The sequence below is a fragment of the Roseateles sp. P5_E1 genome, assembly GCF_054049335.1.
Window position 1 is genome coordinate 13,199 of sequence record NZ_JBFUMN010000024.1, and the last position, 26,002, is coordinate 39,200.

Genomic DNA, 26,002 nt, shown 5'->3' on the forward strand with positions numbered 1-26,002 from the left:
CGCGGATTGTCTCACTGGGGCTTTTGCACCAGCCGGGCGGCGAGCCAGACGAGGGCGATGAACGGCCAGGTCCAGGCCACCCAGCGCGTCAGCCCATAGAGGTTGATGAAGCGGCCCTGCTCCCAGGCCTGCATGTTCAAGGCCAAGTAGGGGTCGCTGGGCGCCAAGCTGATGAGGCCGATCAAGGCGCACAGCACGAACAGGCCCAGGGCCGCCGCGACACGCGAGGGCAGCAAGCAGGCCACCAAGGCCAGCACGACGCCCAGGCCCACGCCGGGGCGTGTGGCATCGCTGAGCCAGGCCCATGCATGGTCGGGCCCGAAGGCCATCGCGGTTGACGTCGCCGTGCCCAGCAGGCCCAGCAGCACCGCCCCCCCGGCCAGCGCCAGCCGGCGCAGGCCGGAGCGAGCGACGGTGATCATCAACAGCACCGGCGCCAGCAGCCCGAGGGCGATGGCCAGCGCCTCCAGGCCAGGCGGCAGCTCATGCTCGACGGTGACCGCGTCGCCCCAGTTCAGCGCCCAGGGCGTGCCGGTCAGGGCATCCAGCAACATTCCCCGCCACCAGGGCAGCCATTGACCAAGGCCGAAAGGCAGCGGCGTCGGGTACAGCAGTGCCAGCGGCCACAGCGCCAGCAGAGCGAGGGCCGGTGCGCTGCTGGCGCCAAACCAGTGGTCGCGCACGTCCTCCCAGCGCTCCAGGCCCCCGAGGGCGCTGAGCACCAGGCCCAGGGCGGCACCGAGCAGGCTGCCGGCCGAGTTCAGGACCCAGTCAGACAGGGAGGGCACGCGGCCCGGCACGAAGAACTGCAGGGTCTCCATCGCAAACGAAAGCGCCGGCCCGGGCAGCAGGCCGAGCAGCAGCCCGCCGCGCACCCCCCAGCCCGAGCGCATCGCCGCAGCAAAACCGAGCAGGCCCAGGGGGATGTAGCCAATCAGGTTGGCCTCGACGTCGAAGGCCCAGAAGCGGGCCGGCCAGGGCAGGCTGAACAACCAGGGCAGGCCCATGCCGGGCGGCCAGCGCCAGGGCCAGAAGGGGTAGAGGCTGGCATAGGTGACCAGCCCCATATGGGCCAACAACAGCCAGGTGGCGGAGCTTTGACGGCGACGCACTTCCGACCTCAGAAGGGCTTGACGGTCACCAGCACGACGATGGCCGCGAAGAGCAGCACGGCCGTCTCGTTGTAGACGCGGAACCAGCGGTGGCTGCGCTTGTTGGACAGCGTCTCGAAGCTGCGCAGCAGGCGGCGGTTCATGTGGTGGTAGCCGATCACGCCGACGACCAGCAGCATCTTGGCGTGCAGCCAGTAGCTGCCAGCGAAGCGGCTGGCGCCCCAGCCCACCAGCACCCAGACGCCGAGCAGCAGGGCCACGCCCATCAGGATGCTGCTGAAGCGGTGCAGCTTGTGCGCCATCAAAAGCAGGCGCTCACGTTCGGCATGGCTGTCGGCCGGCACCATGGCCAGGTTCACAAAGATGCGCGGCAAATAGAAAAGGCCGGCAAACCAGGCGGCGACGAAGACGATGTGAAAGGCTTTGACCCAGAGCATGCAGCCATTATGGGCAGCACCGGCGTCAAGCACGGCCGCAGCGCGGACGGGCTTGGGGGAGAGTCGGACATGGGCCGCAGGCACACCGCACGAAGGTGCGGGTTGGGTCGCTCCGCGACACAACAGTCCGGTGAACACCAAAAAAAAGCCCCGGTTCAAGACCGGGGCCGAGAAAGCCTTATCGCTGTCATCACGCTAAGGCTCCTGCTCAGGGAGGAAAAGCAGGGAACGACCACCTTGCGGCTATCATTCAAAAACAAGTTTAGCGCGCTTGAGCGGTGACGTCAGGAATAAATGACGTCTGGATGTGTCAACCATCACGCGCCGGGCCGCACCCCCCGCAGCCTGAGGATTCGACTTGGCCCGCTACGTTTTTTCTCCCTCCGCCTTCCCTGCGGCGCGCCCGCGACGCCTGCGCCGCGACGCCTTCACGCGCGCCCTGGTGCGTGAGCATGCGCTGAGTGCCAGCGACCTCATCCTCCCCGTCTTCATCCATGAGGGCGAGAACCGTCTGGACGCTGTGGCTTCCATGCCCGGCGTGTCGCGCCAGAGCCTGGACCACCTGCTGCGCACGGCCGAGCAGTGTGTCGAACTGGGCGTGCCCGTCATCGCCCTTTTCCCCGTCATCGACGCCGCGCTGAAGACGCCTGACGGCGCGGAAGCACTGAATCCGAACGGCCTGGTGCCGCGCGCGGTGCGCGAGGTAAAAAAACATTTCCCGCAACTCGGCGTGCTGACCGACGTGGCCCTGGACCCTTTCACCAGCCATGGCCAGGACGGCGTCATCGACGAGACCGGCTACATCCTCAACGACCCGACCGTCGAGATCCTTGCCAGACAGGCCCTGGTACAGGCAGATGCCGGCGTCGATATCGTTGCGCCCAGTGACATGATGGACGGCCGCATCGGCGCCATCCGCCAGGCGCTGGAAGCCGCCGGCCACATTCACACGCGCATCATGGCCTACAGCGCCAAATACGCCAGCAGCTTCTATGGCCCCTTCCGCGACGCGGTTGGCTCGGCCGCCAACCTCGGCAAGGCGGACAAGAAGACTTACCAGATGGACCCTGGCAACAGCGACGAAGCCCTGCGCGAGGTGGCCCTGGACCTGGCCGAGGGCGCCGACATGGTGATGGTCAAGCCCGGCATGCCTTACCTGGACATCGTGCGCCGCGTGAAGGACGAGTTCCGCGTGCCGACCTTTGCCTACCAGGTCAGCGGCGAATACGCGATGGTCAAGGCCGCCGCGGCCAATGGCTGGCTGGACCATGACGCCGTCATGATGGAGTCGCTGCTGGCCTTCAAGCGCGCGGGCGCCGACGGCGTGCTGAGCTATTTCGCGCTGGACGCCGCGCGGCTGCTGAAAGCGGGTTGAGCCGGTGCGGGTCTTCCACATCGAGACCGACAGTTTTCGCGAGCTTGCGGCCCTGCCCGAAGCGCTGCCGGAGCGTGGCTTCCTGTGGGTGGGCTATGGCCGGCGCGAGTTCGAAGTGGGCGAGCCGGCCGTGCAGCAGGCACTGGCGCGGTGGGGCTGCGGCAATATCGTCGACCTGCATGTGTCAGATCTGATCAACAACCAGTTGCCCTCGCATTTCGACTACACGTCCTGGTACGACATGCTGGTTTTCCGCCGCCTCGCCGCGGCGCCGGGCAGCCAGGATCTCTTCGTCGATGACGAGCACGGCACGCTGGCCTCGGCGCAGCGCGCGCTGCGGGCCATCGACACCAGTCCGGTCGGCTTCGCCGTTTTCGACCGTGTGCTGATCACTGTGCACCCCACCGACTGCCAGGTGCGCGAGTTCTTCGCCCAGAAGCTGGACCGCCTGACCGAAGGCCGCGAGAAGCGCGACGCACGCGGCGGCGCCCGCCTGCCAGCCAGCCCGGCCGACCTGATGCTGCGCATGGTCAACCACATGGTGGACAGCTATCTGGAGCTGCGGCGCCTGCTGACCCGCCAGCTCGGCACGCTGCAGCGCGTGCTGCTGGACCAGAGCAGCGAGTTCGATGACTGGCCGCTGCTGCTGGAGAGCCGCGATGCCCTGCACCGGCTGGAGGACACCTGCGAAGACCAGCGCGCCGCCATCCAGGAGTGGATAGACGCGCTGGACGAATGGCCAGTCGACGGCGACCCGCAGGTGACGCGCGAGCGTGAGCTGCTGCGGGTGCGCTCACGCGACGTGCTGGAGCATGTGGAGCGGGTGCTGACCCATGTGCGCCGGCTGGAGTCCTCGGCCGAGTCGGCCGTGCAGATGCACTTCAGCGCCCTGGGGCATCGCACCAACAGCATCATGCGCACGCTGACGGTGCTGACGGCCATCTTCCTGCCGCTGAACCTGATCACCGGCATCTTCGGCATGAATTTCGAATGGATGCCGTTGATCAAGAACGCCAATGGCTTCTGGGATGCCGCCCTGCTGATGCTGGCCGTGGCGCTCGGGCTTTGGTTCCTGTTCCGTCGCAAGCGCTACCTGAGCAGCAGCCGGTAGGTCGACCTCAGCGCAGGCGGCGGCGCGCCACCGTCAGGATGACGCCCAGGCCGCCGAGCAGCAATGCGGCCGTCTCGGGCTCGGGCACGGCTGCCACCGTTGCAAGAACGCTGGAACTTCCGCGCAGGCAGGCCGAACCGCCGGGGCACTCGGACGGATACAGCGGCGCCAGGGCGGAGAAGGAAGAACCGAGCTGCGCATCGGCCGCACCGCCACCGAACAGGGCCGCCACGCCATTGCTGTTGAAGTAGGCGTTGGCCGCGCCGCCGGCCGCCGTGTCCACATCCAGCAGGCCCGTGCTGAAGCCGGTCGGGCTGGCCGTGCCGATGCCCAGGCCGGTGGCGATAAAGGTGTTGCCTGCGGCGTCGACGGCATGGCCCATGAGGGACAGGAAGAGCGTGCCATTGGACGCTTCGGCCAGGTCACCCGCCGACCCCCCGGCGTTGCCGGTCGTGAAGTCGTTGTTGGCGCCAAAGCCGGCATAGACCTTGAGCCAGCCACCGCTGAAGCGCACTTCGCTGGCGCTGATCGACGAGACCGCGTAGCCGCCGAAGACATACGTCAGCTCGCAGCCCGAGCACAGGCCGGAGACCGCCGCAGAGTTGATGGAATCGATCTTGCCGTAGCCGCTCAGCGTGTCGCCGACGGCCAGTGGCACGTTCTGGTAGGTCTGGGTGACCGCGAAGATCTGGCCCAGCGGGATGTCAACGCCGGCAATCGACACGGCGCCCGCGCTTCCTGCGCAAATCAGCGCGGCGGCGGTCGCAAGGGCGCGGATCGACTTCAGCATGGGAGCCTCCGATGACAGGCGAAGTACAAAAATACTCGCCACCGCCGCCGGTTTCCACAGCGAAATACCCCTAGAAGGGGTTGCAGCCTCAGCCGCGTCGGTAGGGGTCGGAGAAGCCCAGGCCGATCAGGATCTCCGCCTCGCGCGCTTCCATCGCCTCGGCCTCGTCGTCGGCCTCGTGGTCATAGCCCTGGGCATGCAGGGTGCCGTGCACGAGCATGTGGGCGTAGTGGTCGAGCAGCGGGACGCCCATCTCGGCCGCCTCACGTTCGACGACCTCGGCGCAGATGACCAGGTCGGCGCCGACGACGGGCTCGTGAGCGTAGTCGAAGGTCAGCACATTGGTGGCGTAGTCCTTGCCACGGTACTCGCGGTTCAGTGCCTGCCCTTCCTCGGCGTCGACGATGCGCACGGCGATCTCGCCCGGCAGCTCCAGCGCCGCGCGGATGAATCGCTGCACCTTGTGGCGCGGCAGCAGCGCGCGGTGGCGCGGGTCGGCAAATTGCAGGGACAGGCTCAGCTCTGGTTTCATAGGTCGCGTGCTTCGCGCTTGGCGCGCGCTTCGTAGGCCTCGACGATGCGCGCCACCAGCGGGTGGCGAACGACGTCGGCGCTTGTGAAGCGTGTCATCGCAATGCCCTTGACCCGGGCCAGCACATGCTCGGCGTCGATGAGGCCGGATTGCGTTCCCCGCGGCAGATCGATCTGGCTGGTGTCGCCGGTGACGACGCAGCGGCTGCCAAAGCCGATGCGGGTCAGGAACATCTTCATCTGCTCGGGCGTCGTGTTYTGCGCYTCGTCGAGGATGACGAAGGCGTGGTTCAAGGTGCGGCCGCGCATGAAGGCCAGCGGCGCGACCTCCAGCTGCCCCTTCTCGAAGGCCTTGGTCACCCGGTCGAAGCCCAGCAGGTCATAGAGGGCGTCGTACAGGGGGCGCAGATAGGGGTCGACCTTTTGCGTCAGGTCGCCGGGCAGGAAGCCCAGGCGCTCCCCGGCCTCGACGGCGGGCCGGGTCAGGATGATGCGCTGCACCGTCGAGCGCTCCAACGCGTCCACCGCACACGCCACGGCCAGGAAAGTCTTGCCGGTGCCCGCCGGGCCGAGGCCGAAAGTGATGTCGTGCGACAGGATCTGCTGCAGGTACTGGTGCTGGCGCGGTGTGCGGGCCGACAGGTCGGCGCGGCGGGTACGCAGCACCAGCGCATCGCCGTCGCCCGGGCTGGCGGCCGAAACAGGATCTGGCGCCTTGGCCTCGACGAGGGCCAATTGCAGCGTTTCGGCTGACAGCGGCCGCCTGGCGCGCTCGTAAAGTCCTTCGAGCAGGGTCCTGGCGCGCTCGGCAGCTGTCTTGGGCCCGTCGACGCGGAACTCGGCGTCTCGGCGCGAGATCTTCACGCCGATGGCCGCCTCGATCTCACGCAGATGGGTGTCCAAGCTGCCACAGACGCGGGCCAGGCGCGTGTTGTCGACCGGTTCAAGGGTGAAGCGCAGGATCACGATGGGGCTGAAAAGAAGTGGACGGGGATTGTCGCCGGCTCCGTGCAAAGAGGCTGGCCGCTGGTGCATTCCCGGCCTGCGCAGAACAGGCGCTCACGCACAATGCCGCTCCATGACGTCACCGATTGCGCCGAGGGCCTCCAGGGCTCGGCGCCTGCCTCTTTTTTTGCTGCTTTCAGCCGCCCTGCTCTGCCCCGCCGTAGCGCAGGCTCAAGGCTTCGCCGGGCCGGACTGGACGGCCACCTTGCGCGGCTGGCTTGCTGCCATGCTGGCCCTGATGGCGACCGTCATCGGCCTCGTCTCCAGCCTGCACCACCGCGAACGGCCGGCGAGTTTTCTCATCGGCATGATGCTGAGCTGGGTCGTGCTGCGCGCCGCCGCCGCCCCCAGCGCCGCGGGCTTGCGGCCGCTGCTGCTGACCCTGCTCGTGCTGTGCGGCGTTCAATACCTGCTGCGGCAGATGAACTGGAAACGCAGCTGGATCGACCATGCGCTGTTGATCCAATGCCTCGTTGTGCCGGCCAGCCTGCTGCTCGCGGGTGGCCAGGTCGGCATCCTCGGCTCGGTCTGGCAGGCGGTGTTGAGCCTGGAGCTGGTGGCCGCCATGGGTTGGGCGCTGTGGCTGCGCCGCGAGCGCCTGAAGACGAGCGCCGACGAGGCCCTGTCGCGGGAGTTCGTGCTGATGGCCGCCCTGCTGCTGCCGACCATGGCTGCCCTGGTCGCCGAGCGGTTGCTGGCCGCTGCCAGTGAACCGCTGTGGTCATCCGCCGCACCCTGGCTGAACCTGATGCTGCCGGTGCTGATGTTGGGCCTGGGACTGCAACTGGTGAACAGCGTCGCCCATGCGCGACTGGACGCCGAGAAGCGCATCGCAGCCATCGAGCAGCGCATGTCCGAGCGCATCGCCGAGGTCGAGCGCAGCCACGCCCAGCTCGCCGAGCAAAAGCTCGAGCAGGTCACCGAGCGCGAACGCAAGCGCATCGCCGCCGATCTGCACGACGATCTCGGCGCCAAGCTGCTGACCATCGTGCACACCAGCGAGTCCGACCGTATCTCCACGCTGGCGCGCGAGGCACTGGAGGAGATGCGCCTGTCGGTGCGCGGCCTGACCGGCAAGCCGGTGCATCTCATCGACGCCCTGGGTGACTGGCGCGCGGAGGTCGTTTCACGCCTGGGCCAGGCCAATATCCTGGCCGAATGGAAGTCGCCGGCCGAGGACATCGAGCACACCTTCCAGGCCYGCTCCTACGTGCAGACGACGCGCATCCTGCGCGAGTCGGTGTCCAACATCATCAAACACAGCGGCGCCACCCATGCGACGATTTCCAGCGCGGTACAGGACGGCGATTTCATCCTGACCATCCAGGACAACGGCCAGGGCATTCCGTCCGAACTGGACGGAAGGTTGGACAGAGGCCACGGCATGGCGAGCATGAAATCACGCGCCAAGCAGATGCATGGCCAATGCCTGGTTGAATCCGGCCCTGGCTGGGGTACTGTCATCCGTCTGACGATTCCGCTCTGAATGCCGAGGCTCCCATGAACCACATCCTGCTGCTCGAAGACATCCCGGAGATCCGCGCCTGGCTCAAGGCGCTGGTCAAGCAGGTGTTCGCCAACGCCCAGATCACCGAGTGCTCGCGGGTGCAGGACGCGCTGGCCCTGGTCAATGGCCAGCGCTTCACGCTGGCCCTGTTGGACCTGGGCCTGCCCGACGGTTCGGGCGTCGAGGTCATCGCGGCGCTGCGCGAGAAGCAGCCCGAAGTGCAGTCGGTCATCGTCACCATCCACGACGACGACGAGCATCTCTTCCCTGCCTTGCAGGCCGGTGCCTTCGGCTATCTGTTGAAGGAACAGTCCCGCGAGCTGCTGGTGGAGCAGCTGCAGCGCATGAGCGGCGGCGAGCCGCCGCTGTCGCCGTCCATCGCGCGCAAGGTCATCGCCTACTTCGCGGCTCAGAAAAAGCCCAGTTCGCAGGCGTTGCTGCACGAGGTGTCGCTGACCGACCGCGAGACCGAGGTGCTGCTGCGCGTGGCCAAGGGCTACACGCTGCCGGAGATCGGCGTGCAGCTGGGCCTGAGCCGCCACACCATTGCCGACTATGTGAAGCAGATCTACCGCAAGCTCAATGTGAGCTCGCGTGCCGAGGCGGCGCTGGAAGCTCAACGACTCGGGTTGTTCGGCAGGAACTGATCGCCCTTCGGCCCAGATAATGGGCCGATGATTGGAAGACTGACAGGCGTCATCGCCGAGAAATCGCCCCCGCAGGTCGTCATCGATGTGGCGGGCGTGGGCTACGAGGTGGACGTGCCGATGAGCACCTTCTTCAACCTCGGCGGCCTGGGCGAGYGGGCCGTGCTGCTGACCCACCTGACCGTGCGCGAGGACGCGCACCAGCTGTTCGGCTTCCTCACCCACGAAGAGCGCGCCACCTTCCGCCAGCTCATCAAGATCAGTGGCGTCGGGCCGAAGATGGCCCTGGGCTTGTTGTCGGGCCTGTCGGTTTCAGAACTCGCCCAGGCCGTGTCGCGCCAGGATGCGGGTCGGCTGACCAAGGTGCCGGGCATTGGCAAGAAGACGGCCGAGCGGCTGCTGCTGGAGCTGAAGGGCAAGCTCGGCGCCGACCTGGCTCTGCCCGCCGCCGTCACCAACGACACGCAGGCCGACATCCTGCAAGCACTGGTCGCGCTGGGCTACAGCGAGAAAGACGCCGCCGCCGCGCTGAAGGTGCTGCCCCCTGATGTCGGCGTCAGCGACGGCATCAAGCTGGCGTTGAAGAAGCTGACATGAGCATCCAAACGGACAAATTCGGCGACGACTTCCCCCCGGCGCCCCGCGTCGTCAGCGCCGCGCCCGAGTCCAGCCGCGAGGAGGCGATGGAGCGTGCACTGCGGCCCAAGCATCTCGATGACTACGTCGGCCAGGTCAAGGCCCGCGAGCAGTTGGAGATCTTCATCGGCGCAGCCCGCAAGCGCCGCGAGGCGCTGGACCATGTGCTGCTGTTCGGCCCGCCGGGCCTGGGCAAGACGACGCTGTCCCACATCATCGCGGCCGAGCTGGGCGTCAACCTGCGCCAGACCTCCGGGCCGGTGCTCGAGAAGCCCAAGGACCTGGCCGCCATCCTGACCAACCTCGAGAAGAACGACGTCCTCTTCATCGACGAGATCCACCGCCTGAGCCCCGTCGTCGAGGAAATCCTCTACCCGGCGCTGGAGGACTATCAGATCGACATCATGATCGGCGAGGGCCCCGCGGCGCGCWCGATCAARCTGGACCTGCAGCCGTTCACGCTCGTGGGTGCAACGACGCGCGCCGGCATGCTGACCAACCCGCTGCGCGACCGTTTCGGCATCGTCGCGCGGCTGGAGTTCTATACGCCGGCCGAGTTGCAGCGCATCGTGACGCGGTCCGCCGGGCTGCTCGGTGCACCCATCGACKCCGACGGCGCGCTGGAGATCGCCCGCCGCTCACGCGGCACGCCGCGCATCGCCAACCGCCTTCTGCGCCGCGTGCGCGACTACGCCGAGGTCAAGGCTGACGGCCGCATCGTTGCCGGCATCGCCGACAAGGCGCTGGCCATGCTGGACGTCGATCCACAGGGCTTCGACCTGATGGACCGCAAGCTGCTGGAGGCCATCGTGCACCGCTTCGATGGTGGTCCGGTCGGTTTGGAGAACGTCGCCGCCGCCATCGGCGAAGAGGCCGGCACCATCGAGGACGTCATCGAGCCCTATCTGATCCAGCAGGGCTTTCTGCAGCGCACACCCCGCGGCCGCATCGCGACACTGGCGGCCTACCGGCATCTGGGCCTGACGCCACCGGGCGGCAAGACGGCACCCGATCTGTTCGGGGAATGAAAACGGCGCCGCAAGGCGCGAATAAAAAAGCGCCCCGAGGGGCGCTTTCTGTATTCCGGTCCCGAAGGATCAGAAGTTGTGGCGGATACCAGCAGCCAGCGAGCTGAAGTCCTGACCAGCGACGCCGGTCTGGTAGTTGCCCTTGGACTGGTTGTCGACCTTGGTCCAGAAGCCGTAGACCTTGGTGCGCTTGCTCAGGTTGTAGTTGTAGCCAACCGTCAGCTGCTTGGCGCCGTCGTCGGCCACCATCTTGTCGGCCTTGCCGAAGTTCAGGTGGAACTCGGACTGGCCCATGACGTACATACCGGAAGCGCGCCAGACGTTCCAGTCCTTCTTGCCGACGCCGGCAAAGGTGTTCTCAGCGCGCTGCACATAGCCGCCGATGACGACGGGGCCAAACTCGTACAGGCCGCGGATGGCGATCTGGGTGAAGTCACCCTTCTTTTCGTAGCCGAGGCCGGCGTGGGCGGGACCCATGTCGTAGTTCACAGCGACGTCGAAAGCGCGAGTCGTCGTGTTTTCACCTGCGGCTGCCGAAAGTTCGGCGGAGAAGCCACCAGCGGTCGGGGTGAAGTAGGAGACCTTATTGTTCGTGTAGAACTGGGTCGCGTACAGCGCATCGGCCGAGGTGCCCGTGTCGTGGTTGTGATTGCTGACGTAGTCGGCAGTCGCGAAATACGAGCCCGGGAACCACTTGCCGAGGCGGATGCCACCGAAGCCGCCTTCCAGCTGAACCCAGGAAGCGCGGTTCCAGAAAGTCGTGCCGCCAGTAGCCGCACCGGTGTCGCTGTTCAGGCCGTGTTCCAGCGAGAAGGAAGCCTTCAGGCCGCCGCCGAGGTCTTCGCTGCCCTTGAGGCCAAGGCGCGACGAGTTGTTTTGCACAACGACCTTGCGGTCTTGCGAGCCGAACTTCTGGCTTTCGACGGTGGTGTTGAGGCGGCCCCACAGGGTCACGCTTTGTGCGAAAGCCGGCGCGGCGGCGGTGGCGGCCAGAGCGGCGACGAGTGCAATCTTCTTCATCGTTTTGCCTTTGTAGAGAGGTTGGGCGGGGCCATGGGCCCTGCCTTGAAGGACCAGTGGCGGCCAGTATAGGAGCGGCTTTTACCGCGCCCGACCGCAGCGACGCGTGGATGCAACAGTGGGCCTAGGGACCTTGAAAAGCCCGCCCTGCCTGCATCAAGCCGCGATGTCGTCGGCGCTCAGCCCGGCCAGGTGGCGGTCGTCGTTCCAGCCGATCAGCGTGAATCCTTCGGCTGTTGCCAGCAATCGGTTGATGGTGGCATTGCCCAGCTGCCAGCTGCGCGGCGCGTCCAGGGCGGACCGGGTCGCAGCCCTGTAGAGGCAGTCCAGCACGCCGCCATGGGCGACGAGCGCAATGCTCTGCCCCGGGTGGGCCGCGGCGGCGCGGCGGGCCGCAGCGACGCAGCGCGCGCTAAAGACGGTCAGGCTCTCGCCGCCGCCGACGGCGAAATCGGGCTCACGACGCCGCCATCGGGCGGCATCCTCGGGATAACCCCTATCAATCTCTTCCCAGCTCAACCCCTCGAACCGGCCGAAGGCGCGCTCGCGCAGGGCGGCGTCGAAGTGGATGGCCAGGCTTTGGACGCCGGCCACGGCCTCGGCGGTCTGGCGGGCACGGCTGAGATCACTGGAATAAATGGCCGCCAACGGCTCGTCGGCCATGGCCTCGGCCAGGCGCTGAGCCTGGGCCAGACCCAGCGGGCTCAAGGGGATGTCGGTATGCCCCTGGATTCGCGTGGCGCGGTTCCAGGCAGTCTCACCGTGGCGGATCAGGATCAGTCGAGTGACTTCTTCCATCACAACTAGACACCCCAGACGACGTCGGCCTTTTCCTTCATGCTGCGCTGCATCAACTCGTGCAGCGGCCAGGCGCGCTGGCGCAGGGACACGCCCTGGCGGCGCGGCACCGCCTCGCCGGCGGCCTTGGCTTCGTCGACGCTGCGCTGGAATTGCGCCTCATCGGCCGCCACGCCGGCTTCCAGCGCCTGGATCAGGCCCGGCAGTGCAGCCACTTCGAGGATGCCTTGTTGGGCGGGTTCGCGCCCCATCAGGCGCAGCACGGCTTCGACCGAATCGGCCATCATGATGACGTCGGCGCCAGCCTTGGATTTGAAGCGGTAGAGCATGGCGGCATTGTGCGCGTGTACTTGCGCGGGCCGAGCGCCGGGCCGCTCCCAAGCCGGCCCGCCTTGGGCGATGCTTGCGGCTCGATGCCGCAAGCATCGCCGTCCCCCGGGGCTGAGGCCGGACACAACACGCCCAGTGGGCGTGTTGTGCCTGCCGAAGGGCTGCGGCACTGCCGCAGCGCGGTCTGCAAGACCGACCAGACACGCCGGCGTTCAGCAGGGCGGGACTGGGCGAGGGGTGTCGTCTCAGGCGCTGGCCAACCCGAGCCAGCCGGACACCGGCGAGTCGACAACATGGCGGCGCGGGCGCACGCGCTGCTCGAATTCGTCGGGCGGCAACGGCTTGGCAAACAGATAGCCCTGGAACTCATGACAGCCGGCCTGGGCCAGGAAGTCGCGCTGGGCCTCGGTCTCGACACCTTCGGCGATGACTTGCAGGCCCAGGGCCCGGCCCATCTGCACGATGGCGTTGGCGATGCCGACATCGCTGGCGTCGCTGGGCAGGCCCTGCACGAAACTGCGGTCGATCTTCAGGCGCTGGATGGGAAAGCGCTTGAGATAGCCCAGGGAGGAGTAGCCGGTGCCGAAGTCGTCGATGGACAGCGTGACGCCCAGCGCCGCCAGCGCGCGCATGCGCTTGAGAGCCTCCTCGGCATCGCCCAGCAGCACGCCCTCGGTCAATTCGAGCTCGAGCAGGCTGGCCGGCAGCGTGGCCTCGCGCAGGACTGCAGCCACGGTCTCGACGAAATGGGCCTGCTGGAACTGCAGGGCCGACACGTTGACGGCGACCGGCATGCGCAGGCCGCGGCCCAACCAGTAGGCGGCCTGGCCGACGGCCTCGCGCAGCACCCACTCGCCGATGGCGACAACAAAGCCACTCTCCTCGGCCAGGGGGATGAATTCGGCGGGCGAAATGTCGCCACGCTGGGGGTCTCGCCAGCGGATCAGCGCCTCGGCACCGATGACGCGGTCGCTGCCCAGCTCGACCTGGGGTTGATAGTGGAGCCGAAAGCGCCCCTCAGCCAGGGCCTGGCGCATGTCGTGGTCCAGGCGCATGCGCGACAGCAGGTCGACTTCCTTGCGCGGYACGTGGAAGCGGAAGCCCGCGCGGCCGCTTTCCTTGACCCAGTGCATGGCGCGTTCGGCGCTGGCCATCAGCTCGTCGGGCGAACTGCCGTCGCCGGGGTGCAGGGCGATGCCGCAACTGGCCGTGACGGTGAAGCTCAACGTGTCGAAGCTGAAGGGCTGGGCCAGCAGTTGCTGCACATGGCGGGCGGCGGCCTCGGCCTCGAACATCTGGGCGCCGTCGATCAGCAGCGCGAATTCATCGCCGCCCAGTCGGGCCAAGGTGTCATTGGCACCGACGGCGCCGCGCAGACGCTCGACGACCTCGCGCAGCACGCGGTCGCCATAGCTGTGGCCCAGGGTGTCGTTGATCTGCTTGAAACGGTCCAGGTCGAGATGCAGCAGCGCAAAAGTGGGAGATTCAGCAGGCGCCGGTTGGCCAGTCTCGACGGCGGCCATCTGCTGCACGATGCGGTCGGCCAGCGCGCGGCGGTTGGGCGCGCCGGTCAGCACGTCGGAACGGCCAAGCTCCTCGATGCGCTGGTGCGCAGCCAGCTTCTCGCTCAGGTCGCGGAATGAAAAGACCCGGCCGATGGGCTCGCCGCGACTCATCTGCGGCAGCGAGACCTGCTCCAGCACGCGGCCATCGGCCAGGCGCAGCATGTCGCTGGAGCGCATCAGCGGCGCGTCCAGCAGTGACTCGATGCGCAGGCGGTACTGCTCGCCGTCGCGCATGACACGCTGCAGGCTCAGCCACAGGCCGGCGTCGCCGGGCTCATGCAGCAGCCCGCCGGGCAGGCCCCAGAGCTTGGCAAAGCGGCGGTTGAAACTGCGCACGCGGCCACCCAGGTCGACGACGAGGATGCCGTCGGCGGTGGACTCCAGCGTCGCGCGCAGTTCGGCCAGCAGGGTTTCGCGTTCGGCTTCGGCGCGGCGACGGCGCGTCTGGTCATGCAGCAGCACCAGCCAGTAGCGGCCGCCGTCGGGCGTGTGGACGGGACTGATGCTGCGGCTGACCCAGCGCGGCTGGCCGTCGCTGTGAGTCAGCACCGTGTCGGAGCGGATTCGGGCGAAAGGATCGCGGGCGGCACCCTGCCAGAAGGCCTCGTCCTCCAGCGAGCCGCACAACAGGGCCGGCGGCTGGCCCAGCGCCCGTTCGGGCTTGAGACCGAGCAGGCGCAACGCGGCGCGGTTGACGGCGTTGACGGTCAGACTTTCACCATCCACCAGCCAGGCCGGCTCGGGCAGGCCTTCCAGCAGCGCACCGATCACGGACGGCGCCTCCGAGACGCGGGGCAAGGCTGAGTTCGCCTCGCGGCCGGCGTTCACGCGGCCAACTCCCCTGGTCCCGTACTCGCGGCGTCGAAGAAGTAGGCGATGCGCGCCCGGGGGCTGAGGTAGTCGAGCGAGGCTCGCGGCAGGAACTGGGGCTTGAGGCTGCGCCGGATGCCGAGGTCGGGCATCTCTTCGAGGTTGAGGATCAGCGCCTCTTCCTTGACCACCTTGACGTCATGGACCATGACGCGAGGCTTCAGCGGACGCGCCGAATTGACCGAAACGACCAGCGCATAGCGGTCATCGGTGAGCTGCACGGTGGAACCCGGCGGGTAGACACCCATCATGCGGATGAAGGCGTTCAGCATGGTCGCGTCGAAGCGATTGCGGCCCTGCGCAAACATCAGCGACAGCGCCTCGTGGGGCGTCATCGCCTTGGACGTGATCAGCGGATTGCACAAGCCATCAAAGCGGTTGACCAGCGCAACGATGCGCGCGCCGGTGCTCATGCGGTCCATGTTGATCTTTTGCGGGAAGCCGCTGCCGTCGGCATGCTCATGATGCTGGGCAACGATGAGCAGCGGGCCGGGTGCCAGGCCCATGGTCTGGGCGATGGCCACGCCCTTGACGACGTGCTGCTGGTAGGCCTGGGTCTCGGCCGCCGTGAAGCTTTCGTCGCGGTGGCGCAGGCGTGCAGCGACCTCGAGCTTGCCGACGTCGTGCAGCAGCGAGCCGACGCCCAGGTCCATCATCTCGTCGCGACCGAGGCCGAAAGCGCGGCCGAGCAGCAGGGCAATGATGCAGACGTTCAGCGCGTGGGCCGTGCTGCGGTCGCCGGCAGCTTCATTGAGCAGCCGCATATTGAGATCACCCTCGACCAGCATCTTGTCGAGCAGTGCGGCGGTCAGGCTCTCGGCCTGGGTACGGGCGGCATGGGGGTCGGGCTGGACCAGGTCCATGACACCGCGAAAGCCTTTGGCCGCCTCGCCGTACTGCTCCTCGCACAGACGCAGGGCCTCGCGTTGGGCGGCCAGAGCGCGGCGGTGGGCTTCGCGAGCCAGATCTTCAGGGCTGGGTTGCGAGGGGGCGGAACTGTCGCTTGCAGCACTGACGTCGCCGGCATCCGCAGCCACGGCGTCCTCGGACGACTGCAGGTCCAGGTCGCTCTTGGCGGGGCTCCAGCGCACCTGGGTCAAGCCAAGGCGGCGCAGGATCAGCAACTGATCGCTGGAGGCGATCTTGAAGCTCGACAAGGGGAAGGGATGCGACATCCAGCCGAGATCCAGATGAATGAACATCCCGACCGCCAACTGGCTGACATCGATCAGTGGATCGCTTGTTCTATCCTGCATTCGCTCAAAACCCGTGCGCCGGGCACCCTCGACCCGGCCCGAGCTCCGGCAGCCCTGCCGCAGTGCTCGAACCGGTCTCCTGTCATACGTCAAATCGGCCGATCGCGCCCGCTACCGGCTGGGAAAAGTACCGGCGGGGCGCAAGTCGGAGCTTAGCGCCTGAACGTGACCGATTTCCCGCCGCTTAGTCGGGGCAAACGCGGAGGAATGCATGACCGGCGGCCTGAGTGAGGCCGCGTCGAAGCCCCTCTCACCGTCGGGCGTGATGGAGGGCAACGAAGTCGCGATACCAGTGGGCGCTGTCCTTGAGCAGGCGCCGCTGGGTCTCGTAGTCGACGTGGACGAGACCGAAGCGCTTGTCGTAGCCGGAGTTCCACTCGAAGTTGTCGAGCAGGCTCCAGTAGAAATAGCCGCGCACATCGGCGCCCAGGCTCATGGCGGTGGACAACGCCTGGAGGTGGGCCGACAGGTAGGCGATGCGCTCCTTGTCGGGTACCCGGCCGTCGACGACGCGGTCGGCATTGGCCATGCCGTTCTCGGTGATGAACATCGGCGGCGGGTTGTACTCGCGCGCCAGGCGCACCAGGTGCTGGGCGAAGACCTCGGGCACGATCTCCCAGCCCATGTCGGTGAAGCCGCGCTTGCCCGGGCCCGGGACGGTCTTGCCGTCCGCGCCGAAGAGGCTGCGCGTGTAGAAATTGATGCCGAGGAAGTCCAGCGGCTGGCGGATGCGGTCCAAGTCGCCGGCTTCGACCCGTGGGGCGTCGGCACCGACGTATTCAACAGCGTCGGCCGGGTAGGCACCGCGGAAGATCGGGTCCATGTACCAGCGCACGTTGAGCCCGTCGTCGATGCGGGCGGCGCGGCGGTCGGCCTCGTTGGGCGTGGCGGGGAAGGACGGCGTGTGGTTGAGGACGATGCCGAGCTTGGTCTTGGTGACCGCGCGCATCGCGGCGATGGCTTCGCCATGGGACAACATCAGGTGGTGGGCCACCTGCAGGCTCTCGGCACGGCTGGTGCGGCCAGGCGCGAACTGTGCGGTCTCGTAGCCCAGGGTCGCCGTGCACCAGGGCTCGTTGTGCGTCGCGATGCTGGCGAGGCGGTCGCCGAAGCGGCGCGCGATCTCGGCGCCGTAGTCGGCGAAGCGGCTGACGATGCCGCGCGACAGCCAGCCACCGATGCTTTCGTCCAGGGCCTGCGGAAGGTCCCAGTGATAGAGGGTGCCGTGGGGCTGGATGCCGGCTTCGAGCAGGGCGTCGATGAGACGGTCATAGAAGGCGAAGCCGGCCTCGTTCCAGGCGCCCTCGCCCAACGGCTGCACGCGCGGCCAGCTGAAACTGAAGCGGTAGCAGTCCAGGCCCAGACCCTTCATCAGCGCGACGTCGTCGCGGAAGCGGTGGTAGTGGTCGCAGGCGACGTCGATGTTGGACGCATCCTTGATGCGACCCGGCTGGCGGCAGAAATGGTCCCAGATGGAGGCGGCCTTGCCGTCCTCGAAGGCGGCGCCCTCGATCTGCGCGGCGCTGGTGGCGACGCCCCAGAGAAAGCCGGGCGGGAAGGACTGGGCGAGTGCAGCGGGGTCGATGCGGTCGAGGTTGGCAAGGCTCATGGCGGAGAGGCAGGGGCAAAAAGCTGAGCAAGACGGCGGTGGCGCCGCGACGACGGAGCGAAGACGGGTCAGGAGGGCGGAACGGCCGAATCCGCAGGGCAGCGGCAGCGCTTCATGACGTCTCCTGTGTTGTTTGAATTGGGCGTACCGCTACCAGGCCGACCGCTTTGATGGCGGCGAGCGTCGGACCATCAAGCAGCTTGGGCAAACAGGTTTGAAGCGACACCTGCCCCCGTGGCGCCGCCATCTTGCCCGACAAATGACAACGCTGTCAATACGCGCTGTTAGCGGTAACGGCAGCGCTGCGACGGGCCGATCAAAGCAGGAGGGCCGAGGCGAAAGCGCGCCGGTTCAGCGGGCGCGCGTGGAGTCCCGCACGACAAGTTCGTGCCGCAGCACCTTGTGCAGGTCGGCCTCGTCGGCCGGCCCCGCTGAGGCGTCGGGCCGCTGACCTGCGACCAGCATTTCCACCGCCGTGCGTGCCATCTCGGCGACCGGCTGGCGCACGGTGGTCAGCGGCGGCCACACCAGGGCGGCGGTCGGCGAATCGTCGAAGCCAGCCACCGACAGGTCGTTGGGCACTGGCAGGCCCAGGCGTTGGGCAGCAGCCAACACACCCAGGGCCATGTCGTCATTGCTGGCGAACACGGCAGTCGGCCGCTGGCGGCGGCTGAGCAATTGATGGGCCGCGTCGCGGCCGCTCTCAAAAGTGAAGGCGCCGGGCTGGATCAGTTCGGGGTCGGGCTCCAGGCCATGCGCGCGCAGCGCGTTGACGAAGCCCTGGTAGCGCGCCGCGCTGGCCGACTGGTCCGGCGGCCCCTTGATGAAGGCGATGCGCTGGTGGCCCAGGCTGAGCAGCAGATTGGTGATCTCTTCGGCCGCATGCACATCGTCCATGCGCACCGAAGGCACCCCACGCAGGTCGCGCTCGGGCGACATCAGCACGCAGGGCGTGCCGTTCTCGCGCAGCGCGGCGAGCACCTCGGGGTTGTCGCACAGCGGCGGCGTCAGGATCATGCCGTCGGGGCGCAGTGCCATCACCATGCGGTCGATCTGCTGGCGCAGGTCGGGCGCATCGTTGTGAAGTGACTCGACAACGAGGTGATACCCCAGTTCGCGGCATCGCACCGTGGCGCCTTGCTGCACGCTGCCGACGAAGATCGCGCTGGGGTCGTAATAGAGCAGGCCGATCAGGAAGGACCGTCCACCTGCGAGGCTGCGCGCCGACTGCTTGGGCCGGTAGCGCAGCGCCTCCACCACCTTGAGTACCTGATCCCGGGTGCTTTCATGCACGCCGGGCTCATGGTTGAGCACGCGCGATACCGTCTTGATCGACACGCCCGCCTCGCGGGCAACGTCGACGATGGTGGGGGTGGTACCGCGCGGGGTCATGGAGCCCCTCGTCCAAGGATTACCTTGGCCGGTCTTGCAGACCGCGCTGCGGCTTGCGCCGCCGCCCTTCGGCAGGCACATCCAGCCCACTGGGCTGTATGTGTCCGGCCGAAGCCCCCGAGGGGACGGCGATGCTTGCCGGATTGACCGGCAAGCACATCGCCAGCGCGGGCCGGCTCGGGAGCGGCCCAGCGCCCGGCCCGGAAATCATCCGAGAGGGGTTCCATGCGACTGCTCTACTTACTTCTTCTTGGCCTTGGCGGCCGGCTTGGCGGCGGGCTTGGCAGCGGCCTTCTTGGCTGCAGCCTTGGGGTCCACGGCGGCCTTGAAGCCAGCGCCGGCGGTGAACTTGGGCAGCTTGGCGGCGGCGATCTTGATCTTGGCGCCGGTGCTGGGGTTCACGCCGTTGCGGGCAGCACGTGCGTGCTGCTTGAAGGAGCCGAAGCCCGGGATCGACACCGCACCACCCTTTTTGACGGTGGTGACGATGGCGTCCAGCAGGGTCTCGAGGACGCGGCCGGCTTCAGCCTTGCTCAGCTCGTGCTTGGCGGCCAGGTGTTCGATCAGATCGGTCTTGTTCATGCGGGGGGTCTCGTCCAAAAACGCGCCCGAACGGCTCGGGCGGGCGCGATTGTGGCTTATCGCGAGAGGCATACAGTCTCGGCAGAGTCCCGTATCCATCGTTGATGTCAGCCCACGTGCACTTTTCCTCTTTGCTCGATGCCCTGCCCCAGCAAGTGTGGAAGGCCGACGCGCAGGGCCGGCTGCTGTGGATGAACGCGCGCCTGGCCGAGGCGCTGAACCGCCCCGCCCTGCCGGCTGCCCTCGTCAACTGGTTGCACGAGGAGGACCGCAGCGCCTTCTCGGCTCAGTGGGCGGCGGCGCAGCGCAGCGGCCGCTTCGAGATGGAGTACCGCCTGGGCAACCAGTGGGTGCTGGCCCAGGCCCAGCGCCTGCCGGACTCGCCGCTTTGGCTGGGCACGCACACCGACATCGCCGCGCGCCGCACGGTCGAGGCGCGGCTGCGCGAGGCGGACGAGGTGTGGAAACTGGCGCTTGAGTGCAGCGGCGACGGCGTCTGGGATTGGCATGTGCAGGCCGGGATCGAATACTTCTCCGAGCGCTATCTGCGCCTCTATGGCTTCGAGCCGGGCGACGTCGACGCGACACCGGAGGCCTTCGACGCGCGCACCCATCCCGACGACCTGGCGCAGATGGACAAGGACCGCGAGGACCATTTCGCCGGCCGCACGCCGCTCTACCGCAACGAACACCGCGTGCTGGCCAAGGACGGCAGCTGGAAATGGATCCTGAGCCGCGGCATGGTCATCGCGCGGGACACGGCCGGTCGGCCGTTGCGCATGGTCGGCACGCACACCGACATCACCGATCGCAAGCGCCAGGAGGCGCTGGTCTGGCAGCAGGCGCGTGTCGACACGCTGACCGGCCTGCCCAACCGCCGCTCGCTGCGCGAACGCATCGAGCGGGCGCTGGCCCTGCGCGCGCTGCGCGGCGACGAGCTCGCCGTGATGTTCGTCGACCTCGATCATTTCAAGGAGGTCAACGACTCCCTGGGCCATGACGTCGGTGACGCGCTGCTGGTGCAGGTGGCGGGGCGGCTGCAGGAGCACATGCCCCCGGGCGGCGTGGTCGCGCGCATGGGTGGCGACGAGTTCACCGTGCTGCTGGCGACGGATCAGGCGGTGCTCGCGGCCGAGCGCGTCGGGCACGATTTGCTGGAAGCCTTGTCCGAAGCCTTCGAGGTCGCCGGCGAGCGGGTCTATGTATCGGCCAGCATCGGCGTCAGCCTGGCGCCCCGCGATGGCGTCGAGATCGAGGCCCTGTTCAAGCACGCTGATCTGGCGCTGTATGAAGCCAAGGGCGCGGGCCGCAACCGCATGAGCCTGTTCACGCCGGCCCTGCACGAGGCCGCGCAACGGCGCGCCCGGCTGGTGGCCGAGTTGCGCGAGGCGCTGCGGTTGTCGCAATTCAGCCTGGTCTATCAGCCCATCCTGTCGCTGCAAGACCCGACCGCGCCGCCGCGCAAGGCTGAGGCGCTGCTGCGCTGGTCCCACCCGCAACTGGGTGACGTCAGCCCGGCCCAGTTCATCCCGATCGCGGAGACCAGCGGCTTCATCGTCGACATCGGCGACTGGGTCTTTCGTGAGGCCGCAGCCCAGGTGCTGGCCTGGCGCGCGGCGGGGCACGAGGGCTTCCAGATCAGCGTCAACAAGTCACCGGTGCAATTTCTCGGCGAGCGCAGCCACCGTGTGCAGCCGGACTGGGTCACGCATCTGCGCGGCCTGGGATTGCCCGGCGACGCGCTGGCGGTGGAGATCACCGAAGGGCTGCTGCTGGAGCGCGATGAAGCGGTGGCCGAGCGGCTGCGGGCGCTGCGCGAGGCAGGGTTGGCGATCTCGCTGGACGACTTCGGCACCGGCTATTCGTCGCTGAGCTATCTGCAGCATCACGACATCGACACCGTCAAGATCGATCGCAGCTTTGTCGCCGGGCTGGAGAACGGCGGCAAGGCACTGGCGCTGTGCCGGGCCATCGTGACGATGGCGCATGAGCTGGGGATGGAGGTGGTGGCGGAAGGGGTGGAGACGGAGGCGCAGATGGTGGCGCTCAGGGAGATGGGATGTGATTGGGGGCAGGGGTGGTGGTTTGGGAAGGGAGTGCCGGCTGCCGAGTTTGAGGAGCGGTGGTTTGGCGCCATCACAGCGGGCTCGGTTGCCGCCACCACTCGCTAAGGCGCCCATCGAGGGCACCTCAGCGGGGACTCGGTCACCTCCGGCGACCCCGGCGGACGGCAACGCGCCAGAGGCGCGAAGCCTTCGTCGAGGCGTCGGACAAGCCGCAGGGCTTGTCCTCGGTCCACGACGACGCGCCCTTCGAGCCCTCTCCTGGGCCCAAACGCAAAAGGCCAGCACTTGCGTGCTGGCCTTTCTTGTTTGGTGCCCAGGAGAGGACTCGAACCTCCACGGAGTTACCCGCTAGTACCTGAAACTAGTGCGTCTACCAATTCCGCCACCTGGGCTTTCAGGGAGGCCGGACTATAGCCTAGTTCTCAGCCCTCCCACGACGAAGTCGACTCAGATGTCGAACTTCACCCCCTGAGCAAGAGGCAGCTCACTTGAATAGTTAACGGTGTTGGTGGTGCGGCGCATGTACGCCTTCCACGCGTCCGAACCGCTCTCGCGGCCGCCGCCGGTTTCCTTCTCGCCGCCAAACGCGCCACCGATCTCCGCACCGGACGTGCCGATGTTGACGTTGGCGATGCCGCAGTCGCTGCCCGAGGCGCTCATGAAGCGCTCGGCCTCGCGGATGTCGGTTGTGAAGATCGCGCTCGACAGGCCTTGCGGCACGCCGTTCTGCAGCTCGATGGCTTCTTCCAGCGTCTTGTACTTCAGCGTGTACAGGATGGGCGCGAAGGTCTCGTGGCACACCACTTCGGTCTGCGAAGGCATGCGCACCAGAGCCGGCACGGCGTAGTAGGCCTCGGGGAAGCGGTCGGCCAGCGCGCGCTCGCCACCTGACACAAGGCCGCCCTGCTCGCGTGCAGCGCTCAAGGCAAACTGCATCGCGTCGAAGGACTGCGCGTCGATCAGCGGACCGATCAACGTGCCCTGCTCAACCGGCGAACCGATGGGCAGCTGGGCGCGGGCGCGGTCCAGGCGCTCGACCAGGGCGTCATGGATGCTCTCGTGGGCGATGACGCGGCGCGTCGTCGTGCAGCGCTGGCCGGCCGTGCCGTAGGCGCCGAACAGGATGCCGCGCACAGCCAGCTCCAGGTCGGCGCTGGGCGTGACGATGATGGCGTTGTTGCCACCCAGCTCCAGCAGCGAACGGCCGAAGCGGGCCGCCACGCGCGGGCCAACGGCGCGGCCCATGCGGGTCGAGCCGGTGGCGGAGACGAGCGCCACACGGGCGTCGTCGACCATCGCTTCGCCGGCATCGGCGCGGCCGATGATCAGCTCGGACAGGCCGTCCGGTGCGGCGTTACCGGCGGCGCGGTAGGCCTTCAGCGCGCGCTCGAACAGGGCCTGCGTGGCCAGCGCGGTCAGCGGCGTCTTCTCGGACGGCTTCCACACGCAGGTGTCGCCGGCCACCAGCGCCAGCGCCGAGTTCCAGGCCCACACGGCCACGGGGAAGTTGAAGGCCGAGATGATGCCAACGACGCCCAGCGGCAGCCACTGTTCCATCATGCGATGGCCCGGGCGCTCGCTGGCAATGGTCAGGCCATGCAGCTGGCGCGACAGACCGACGGCGAACTCGCAGATGTCGATCATTTCCTGGACTTCGCCCAGGCCTTCGCTCGTGACCTTGCCGGCTTCGATGGAGACCAGCTGGGCCAGTTGCGCCTTGTGGGTACGCAGCTCTTCGCCGAACAAGCGGATCAGCTCGCCGCGCTTGGGGGCGGGCACGACGCGCCAGGCCTTGAAGGCTTCATGCGCACGACCCACGGCAGCCTTCATGTCGGCCGCGCTGGCCGTGGGCAGCTGGGCCAGCACGCTGCCGTCGATGGGCGAGCGCACGGTCAGGTCGCCGCCCGAGTTCGAGGTTTGCGGCAGGTGGACGCCGAGGGCGTCGAGAACGGAAAGAGTTTGTTGCTTCATGGTCCGCATTGTCCCGATCAGGAGATGGACTCGACTTGACGGGACTGTTGATACGCCGAGCCGAAGCGGTTGGCAAGGAAGTCGGGCAGGCTGACCTCTTCCTGGCGGACGAAACCCTTCTGCGGCAGCTTGCCTTCGCGGAACAGGTCGACGGCGGCGCAGATGCCGGCGGCGGTCGTGATCTGGATGGCGGAGAGCGGCTGGGCGCCGTCACGCGTGGCAAAGATCTTGCGGGCGAAGACTTCCTGCAGCAGCACACCGTTCTTCTGGCCCGACACGGTCACGAAGACGAGGACGACGTCCTGCATCGTCGCGGGCATGCTCTTGCGCATGATGTCCTTCAGCAGGTTCTGGTCGCCCTTCAGGCCCAGGTCGCCCAGCAGGAACTGCATCAGGTCGCGGTGGCCGGGGTAGCGCACGGTCTTGTAGTCGAGGTTGCGCACCTTGCCCGCCCAGGTCTCGCACAGCGTGCCCAGGCCGCCCGATGTGTTGAATGCCTCGTACTCGGTGCCGTCCAGGCTGAAGTGCTCCAGGCCTTCCAACGGCAGCGCAGAGATGGTCTCGCCTTCGTGGACGGCTTCGCAGGGGTGGCAGTACTCGTTGATGAGGCCGTCGACCGACCAGGTCAGGTTGTACTTCAGCGCGTTGGTCGGGAAGGCCGGCAGGGCACCGACGCGCATCTGCACGTCGCGCACCGAGTCGAAGCCGCTGGCCAGATGGTGGGCCACGATGCCGATGAAGCCCGGCGCCAGGCCGCACTGCGGCATGAAGGCGGTCTTGGCGCCTTGGGCCATCTTCATGATGGCCTTGGTGGCGGCGACGTCTTCGGTCAGGTCGAAGTAGTGGCAGCCGCACTCCAGGGCCAGTTCGGCAGCCGTGATGGCCAGATGGTAGGGCAGCGCGTTGACGACGGCGTCCTTGCCGCGCAGTTGGGCAGCCAGGGCGGCGCGGTTGTCGCTGTCGACCTCGGCGGTGGCGATGCCCTCGGTGGCCAGCACCTTCAGGTAGCCGGGGTTCTTGTCCAGCACCGTCACTTGATAGTCGCCAGTGGCGTGCAGCAGGCGGGCGATGGTCTGGCCGATGTGGCCGGCGCCGAGCAGGGCGATCTTCATGAGGGGCTCCAGGCAGGTGTTTGCGTTGGGCCGAACTCTAGGCAGTGGCGATGACGAAAGAAAGCGCTACTCCGACGAAAGCAATTGCTGTTTCGACGATTCGTCGCGATGATTCGTCGTTATGAATGAATCGCGGGTAAACCCGAATCCCTCGCCAGACGACCTGGACCGACGCCTGATCCTGCTGCTGCAGGCCAATGCGCGGGAGAGCACGGCGACGCTGGCGCGCAAGCTCGGCGTCGCGCGAACCACCGTCGTCGCACGGCTGGCGCGGCTGGAGGCCAGCGGCCGCATCGTCGGCTACACGGCGCGCCTGGGCGGCGATGAAGCCGGCCGCAGCGTGCAGGCCTTTGTCGGCATCACCGTCAGCCCCAAGGCCGGGCGTGAGGTCGTCAAGCGACTATCAGAACTGCCCGAGCTGCGCCAGCTCGCCTCCGTCAGTGGTGAGTTCGACTACATGGCACTGCTACGCGCCGACACTACGGCCCGACTCGACGCTCTGCTCGACGAGATCGGCGAGATCGACGGCGTGCTGCGCACCAACAGTTCGGTCGTGCTGGCTTTGCGCGTCGACCGACAAACCTGAACCAGACAGAACTGGAGACCACGATGACCTGGCTTGCCCTCGGCCTCGCCCTCTTTCTCGGCATCCACCTGATTCGCGCGCTGGCGCCGCAATGGCGCGACGCGCAAATGGCGCGGCTCGGCGAGAAGGGCTGGAAGGGCCTCTACACCCTGGTCTCCCTCATCGGCTTCGGGCTGATCCTCTGGGGCTTCTCGCAAGCGCGTCTCAATCCCATCGTGTTGTGGCCGCCCATCCACGGCATGAACCACGCGGCCGCATCGCTGATGCTCGTCGCCATGATCCTGATGGCCGCAGCCTATGTGCCGCGCAATCACATCAAGGCCAAGCTGCAACATCCGATGACGCTGTCGGTCAAGGTCTGGGCCTTTGCTCACCTGATCGCCAATAACACGCTGGCCGACGTGATGCTGTTCGGCAGCTTCCTCGTCTGGGCCATTCTGGTCTTTCGCGCCGCGCGGCGTCGGCCAGGGCCGGTGCCGGCCGCTGGCACGGTGGCCGGCACGGCGGCCACCATCGCCGTCGGCGTCGCGCTGTGGGCCTTCTTCGCCTTCTGGGCGCACGCGGCCTGGCTGGGCATCGCACCGTTGGGGTAGGCGGCGCACGCCCATGAACCTAGGTCCTCGGCGAGGTCCTGCGCGCGCAGCGGTACGCATAGACTCGAAGGTA

24 protein-coding genes and 1 tRNA gene are annotated in these 26,002 nt (G+C 67.5%); 9 read left to right on the forward strand and 16 right to left on the reverse strand.

Translation table 11 applies throughout. The features are described from left to right. Window positions 1-11: 11 nt before the first annotated feature. Both ACXJKJ_RS17890 and ACXJKJ_RS17895 read right to left on the reverse strand, forming a co-directional pair. Window positions 12-1,112, reverse strand: coding sequence for a VanZ family protein (locus tag ACXJKJ_RS17890; RefSeq protein ID WP_457356199.1), 1,101 nt, complete (start codon window positions 1,110-1,112; stop codon window positions 12-14). An 8-nt stretch (window positions 1,113-1,120) separates the two neighbouring features. After that, complete coding sequence (locus ACXJKJ_RS17895) at window positions 1,121-1,549, reverse strand: CopD family protein (protein ID WP_457391369.1); 429 nt, start codon at window positions 1,547-1,549, stop codon at window positions 1,121-1,123. Window positions 1,550-1,907: 358 nt separating this feature from the next. Here ACXJKJ_RS17895 and hemB point away from each other — a divergent pair, with 358 nt between their 5' ends. Continuing rightward, entirely contained in the window at window positions 1,908-2,924 is a 1,017-nt protein-coding gene (hemB, locus tag ACXJKJ_RS17900; protein WP_457391371.1) for a porphobilinogen synthase, read from the forward strand. 4 nt (window positions 2,925-2,928) lie between these two features. Beyond that, the gene (locus ACXJKJ_RS17905) at window positions 2,929-4,035 is read left to right on the forward strand and encodes a magnesium transporter CorA family protein (RefSeq protein ID WP_056194347.1); all 1,107 of its coding nucleotides are present in this window, start codon (window positions 2,929-2,931) and stop codon (window positions 4,033-4,035) included. 7 nt (window positions 4,036-4,042) lie between these two features. Here the strand turns inward: ACXJKJ_RS17905 and ACXJKJ_RS17910 are convergent, their stop codons facing one another. The 3 genes from ACXJKJ_RS17910 to ACXJKJ_RS17920 all read right to left on the reverse strand — a co-directional run bounded on the left by ACXJKJ_RS17910 (window position 4,043) and on the right by ACXJKJ_RS17920 (window position 6,322). Beyond that, window positions 4,043-4,825, reverse strand: a complete 783-nt coding sequence (locus ACXJKJ_RS17910) for a PEP-CTERM sorting domain-containing protein (RefSeq protein WP_056194351.1) — start codon at window positions 4,823-4,825, stop codon at window positions 4,043-4,045. 88 nt (window positions 4,826-4,913) lie between these two features. Beyond that, window positions 4,914-5,357 carry an rRNA maturation RNase YbeY gene (gene ybeY, locus ACXJKJ_RS17915; protein ID WP_057297346.1) on the reverse strand — a complete coding sequence of 148 codons (444 nt, stop codon included), beginning with the start codon at window positions 5,355-5,357 and terminating at the stop codon, window positions 4,914-4,916. Further along, complete coding sequence (locus ACXJKJ_RS17920) at window positions 5,354-6,322, reverse strand: PhoH family protein (protein ID WP_056194356.1); 969 nt, start codon at window positions 6,320-6,322, stop codon at window positions 5,354-5,356. Before ACXJKJ_RS17920 ends, ybeY begins: the two co-directional genes overlap by 4 nt. Before the next feature lie 166 nt (window positions 6,323-6,488). Here ACXJKJ_RS17920 and ACXJKJ_RS17925 point away from each other — a divergent pair, with 166 nt between their 5' ends. From ACXJKJ_RS17925 to ruvB, 4 genes are read left to right on the forward strand one after another with little or no spacing between them, the layout of a single operon-like run. Then, window positions 6,489-7,847: a sensor histidine kinase gene (locus ACXJKJ_RS17925; RefSeq protein WP_457391374.1), complete on the forward strand. Its 1,359-nt coding sequence runs from the start codon at window positions 6,489-6,491 to the stop codon at window positions 7,845-7,847. A gap of 14 nt (window positions 7,848-7,861) precedes the next feature. Beyond that, complete coding sequence (locus ACXJKJ_RS17930) at window positions 7,862-8,515, forward strand: response regulator (RefSeq protein ID WP_056194361.1); 654 nt, start codon at window positions 7,862-7,864, stop codon at window positions 8,513-8,515. Between the two features lie 27 nt (window positions 8,516-8,542). Beyond that, window positions 8,543-9,112, forward strand: a complete 570-nt coding sequence (gene ruvA, locus ACXJKJ_RS17935) for a Holliday junction branch migration protein RuvA (RefSeq protein WP_457391375.1) — start codon at window positions 8,543-8,545, stop codon at window positions 9,110-9,112. Then, window positions 9,109-10,179, forward strand: a complete 1,071-nt coding sequence (gene ruvB / locus ACXJKJ_RS17940; protein WP_457391376.1) for a Holliday junction branch migration DNA helicase RuvB — start codon at window positions 9,109-9,111, stop codon at window positions 10,177-10,179. The genes ruvA and ruvB overlap by 4 nt, the downstream gene beginning before the upstream one ends. A gap of 69 nt (window positions 10,180-10,248) precedes the next feature. Here the strand turns inward: ruvB and ACXJKJ_RS17945 are convergent, their stop codons facing one another. From ACXJKJ_RS17945 to ACXJKJ_RS17980, 8 genes are all read right to left on the reverse strand, one after another. Next, on the reverse strand, window positions 10,249-11,199 hold the full coding sequence (locus tag ACXJKJ_RS17945) for a porin (protein WP_457391378.1): 951 nt from the start codon (window positions 11,197-11,199) through the stop codon (window positions 10,249-10,251). Between the two features lie 156 nt (window positions 11,200-11,355). Further along, entirely contained in the window at window positions 11,356-11,997 is a 642-nt protein-coding gene (locus ACXJKJ_RS17950; protein ID WP_457391380.1) for a histidine phosphatase family protein, read from the reverse strand. Between the two features lie 5 nt (window positions 11,998-12,002). After that, a complete protein-coding gene (locus tag ACXJKJ_RS17955) occupies window positions 12,003-12,326 on the reverse strand; it encodes a DUF1840 domain-containing protein (protein WP_457391382.1) in 324 nt (107 codons plus the stop codon). A gap of 246 nt (window positions 12,327-12,572) precedes the next feature. Then, window positions 12,573-14,690: a putative bifunctional diguanylate cyclase/phosphodiesterase gene (locus ACXJKJ_RS17960; protein WP_457391383.1), complete on the reverse strand. Its 2,118-nt coding sequence runs from the start codon at window positions 14,688-14,690 to the stop codon at window positions 12,573-12,575. 26 nt (window positions 14,691-14,716) lie between these two features. Beyond that, a complete protein-coding gene (locus tag ACXJKJ_RS17965) occupies window positions 14,717-16,018 on the reverse strand; it encodes an HD-GYP domain-containing protein (RefSeq protein WP_457323898.1) in 1,302 nt (433 codons plus the stop codon). A 250-nt stretch (window positions 16,019-16,268) separates the two neighbouring features. Continuing rightward, window positions 16,269-17,627, reverse strand: a complete 1,359-nt coding sequence (locus tag ACXJKJ_RS17970; RefSeq protein ID WP_457391384.1) for a GH1 family beta-glucosidase — start codon at window positions 17,625-17,627, stop codon at window positions 16,269-16,271. 351 nt (window positions 17,628-17,978) lie between these two features. Then, window positions 17,979-19,019: a LacI family DNA-binding transcriptional regulator gene (locus ACXJKJ_RS17975; RefSeq protein ID WP_056194380.1), complete on the reverse strand. Its 1,041-nt coding sequence runs from the start codon at window positions 19,017-19,019 to the stop codon at window positions 17,979-17,981. Window positions 19,020-19,259: 240 nt separating this feature from the next. Beyond that, on the reverse strand, window positions 19,260-19,601 hold the full coding sequence (locus ACXJKJ_RS17980) for an HU family DNA-binding protein (protein WP_056194383.1): 342 nt from the start codon (window positions 19,599-19,601) through the stop codon (window positions 19,260-19,262). A 104-nt stretch (window positions 19,602-19,705) separates the two neighbouring features. Here ACXJKJ_RS17980 and ACXJKJ_RS17985 point away from each other — a divergent pair, with 104 nt between their 5' ends. Beyond that, window positions 19,706-21,772 (forward strand): putative bifunctional diguanylate cyclase/phosphodiesterase, encoded by a 2,067-nt coding sequence (locus tag ACXJKJ_RS17985; protein WP_457391386.1) that lies wholly within the window; start codon window positions 19,706-19,708, stop codon window positions 21,770-21,772. Between the two features lie 202 nt (window positions 21,773-21,974). Here ACXJKJ_RS17985 and ACXJKJ_RS17990 read toward each other — a convergent pair. The 3 genes from ACXJKJ_RS17990 to ACXJKJ_RS18000 all read right to left on the reverse strand — a co-directional run bounded on the left by ACXJKJ_RS17990 (window position 21,975) and on the right by ACXJKJ_RS18000 (window position 24,750). Then, window positions 21,975-22,059: transfer RNA gene (locus ACXJKJ_RS17990), tRNA-Leu, on the reverse strand. 55 nt (window positions 22,060-22,114) lie between these two features. Then, a complete protein-coding gene (amaB, locus tag ACXJKJ_RS17995) occupies window positions 22,115-23,647 on the reverse strand; it encodes an L-piperidine-6-carboxylate dehydrogenase (protein WP_457391387.1) in 1,533 nt (510 codons plus the stop codon). Window positions 23,648-23,655: 8 nt separating this feature from the next. Then, entirely contained in the window at window positions 23,656-24,750 is a 1,095-nt protein-coding gene (locus ACXJKJ_RS18000) for a saccharopine dehydrogenase family protein (RefSeq protein ID WP_056194392.1), read from the reverse strand. A 121-nt stretch (window positions 24,751-24,871) separates the two neighbouring features. Between ACXJKJ_RS18000 and ACXJKJ_RS18005 the strand changes: the two genes are divergently transcribed. Further along, window positions 24,872-25,336: an Lrp/AsnC family transcriptional regulator gene (locus ACXJKJ_RS18005; RefSeq protein WP_457391389.1), complete on the forward strand. Its 465-nt coding sequence runs from the start codon at window positions 24,872-24,874 to the stop codon at window positions 25,334-25,336. A 23-nt stretch (window positions 25,337-25,359) separates the two neighbouring features. Then, window positions 25,360-25,929 carry an NnrU family protein gene (locus tag ACXJKJ_RS18010; RefSeq protein ID WP_457325642.1) on the forward strand — a complete coding sequence of 190 codons (570 nt, stop codon included), beginning with the start codon at window positions 25,360-25,362 and terminating at the stop codon, window positions 25,927-25,929. Window positions 25,930-26,002: the final 73 nt, after the last annotated feature.